2 protein-coding genes and 1 pseudogene are annotated in these 2,408 nt (G+C 61.2%); all 3 read left to right on the forward strand.

What is annotated here, in order from left to right:
* A pseudogene (gene tnpC / locus HIJ39_RS22505) lies at positions 1-492 on the forward strand (IS66 family transposase); the annotation flags it as partial.
* Positions 493-610: 118 nt separating this feature from the next.
* A complete protein-coding gene (locus tag HIJ39_RS22510) occupies positions 611-1,852 on the forward strand; it encodes a tyrosine-type recombinase/integrase (protein ID WP_169103275.1) in 1,242 nt (413 codons plus the stop codon).
* On the forward strand, positions 1,852-2,408 hold a 557-nt coding region (locus HIJ39_RS22515; protein ID WP_169103276.1), incomplete at its 3' end, for a tyrosine-type recombinase/integrase. The genes HIJ39_RS22510 and HIJ39_RS22515, both read left to right, overlap by 1 nt.

Raw genomic sequence — 2,408 nt, forward strand, 5'->3', positions numbered from 1 at the left:
GGCAGCTTTGCCAGTCCCTCCGTGATGGCCTATATCCTTCATCAGAAATACACCTTGGGGTTGCCGCTCTATCGCCAGGAGCAAGAATGGCGGCGGCTGGGGGTCCCGATTTCCCGCCAAACGATGGCCAATTGGGTGGTGTATGCGGCCCATGAATGGCTTCACCCGCTCTACCAGGAACTCCGTCGGCATCTGTTGGTCCAGGACATTCTGCAAGCGGACGAAACGACCGTGCAAGTCCTCCACGAAGACGGCCGAGCCCCGGAGGCAAAATCCTACATGTGGCTGTATCGGACCGGCCGCGAGGGACCCGCGATTGTGTTGTATGACTACCAAAAGACACGGGCCGGATCCCACCCCCAGGCTTTTCTCGCCGGATTTGAGGGGTATCTTCAGGTCGATGGCTATGCCGGCTATCATGACCTTGAGAAGGTCACGCTCATCGGGTGTTTCGCGCACGCACGACGTAATGACAAGTTGGCCGTAATGGCCAGTGGGCCCTCACCACACCACCAACGACGTCACATAATGGCCGCGTAACTTCGCATTATTTCCTCCTCCTAGTCTATGGTGGGGCTGTCCCACGAGGACAACCAAGGAGGTAGATGACATGAACCATCGAGTTTCGTCTTCGCTGGCCGACCTCATCACACGTGTCGAAGGGGAGTTGCAGCGGGTGGGGTATGGTCCCCGCACCATTGGCCGCTACCAACGCCCATGGGCCCGCCTCGCCGCGTACATGGCGGATCGTGGCCTCAGCTATGACACCCAGGTCGGTCTCAACTTTCTGGAAGAGGTGTACCACATCACGGTCTTCACGGCGCTCACCAATGAGGACAAGGTCCGTGCTCGGGCCATCACGGTCCTCAACGAGTATTACCTGCACGGCATGGTGCGACCGCGGCACAGGGTGTCGGCGGTCTCCCTGCTCACGCGTTACCCCGACGTTCTGGCGGACTTCCAGGCCTCCCAGCAAACGCAACGGTCTCCGGTGACGCTCAAGACGTATGACAAATACTTGGGGAAGTTCCTGCTGTACTTGGAGAACCACGGTGTGATGGAGTTGGCGCAAATTACGGCTGCCACGATCCTCGCTTACACCGACATGCTCTGCAGCGACACCCCGGCCACGCTCTACAATGCCCTCGGCGCTCTTCGGGTTTTTCTCCGGCATCTCCATGCACAGGGGCTGGTGGCGCAGGATTGGTCGGGCGCTGTGCCAAACGTCCGGCGGCCGCCGGACGCGCATCTGCCCTCCACCTTTTCGGCGGAGGAGATTGAGCAAATCCTCAGCGCGGTCGATCGGGCCAATCCCACGGGCAAGCGGGACTACGCCATGCTGTTACTCGCTGCGCGGCTCGGTCTCCGGTCCGGGGACATTCGCCACCTGACCTTTGCCGACCTCCGCTGGGAGACCAACGTGATCGACCGCGTGCTGGAGAAGACCGGCAAACGCGTCACCCTGCCCCTTTCGGAAGAAGTTGGTATGGCCATCATTGATTACGTTAAACATGGTCGGCCGACGGCCGACGGCAACGTGGTGTTTCTCCGCCATGTTCCGCCTATCCAACCCCTGACGGCCCCAGCCTTATCCGGCATCGTCAAACAGTACATGGTCCGCGGGGGTGTGGCCCCCAAGCCCGGACACCGTCCGGGGCCGCATGCCATGCGGCATTCGCTGGCCAGCGCGTTGCTCGAGGACAATGTTCCGCTGCCGGTCATCGCCGAGATTCTGGGGCACACGCAAACCCGAACCACCGGAGTCTACCTCAAAATCAGCGTCGAGCAGCTCCGCCGCTGTGCGTTGCCGGTTCCCATGTTCGACTGGAACGTGGGTCAGGAGGTGTTCTGATGACGACATCCCGTTCGTCGTTGCCCGGGGAGCTCGGTCGGCTCATCGACGAGTTCGTGGCACACAAGCAGGCGCTCGGTTACCGATACCGGGTGGAAGCCGACCAGCTCGCTCGGCTTGCTCGAGTCGCCCAGGACGATCCCATCCGGGATCGCGTCATTTCCCAGACCGTCGTCGACCGATGGGTGGCTCGGGTTCCCGGTGAGCGATGGGGAACCCAGCGGATCCGGGTGAGCTGTCTTCGGGTGTTTTTGCAATGGGCCCGATCCCAAGGCTACGAGACGCCCCTGGCACCGCCATTGAAGCGCCAGTCGGCACCGTACCTGCCCTATATCTTTTCCGAGGAGGAAATGGCCCGCTTCTTTCACGCGTGTGACACGATGGCGCCCTATCCGGGAACTGACAAGCATCGCATGCTCCCCGTTTTGTTCCGGCTGTTATATGGGTGTGGATTGCGCGTGTCCGAAGCCTGTCAGCTCCGAGTCTCCGATGTGGATCTTGGGCGGGGTATCCTCTTGATCCGTGAGGCCAAAGGGGGGAACGACCGGATGGTGCC

It is taken from the genome of Sulfobacillus harzensis (genome assembly GCF_012933365.1).
Lineage (GTDB): Bacteria > Bacillota > Sulfobacillia > Sulfobacillales > Sulfobacillaceae > Sulfobacillus_B > Sulfobacillus_B harzensis.

What these genes read in the sequence shown, in the direction of transcription:
- HIJ39_RS22510 (WP_169103275.1), top strand. Translation starts at nt 611, where the DNA reads ATGAACCATCGAGTTTCGTCTTCGCTGGCCGACCTCATCACACGTGTC.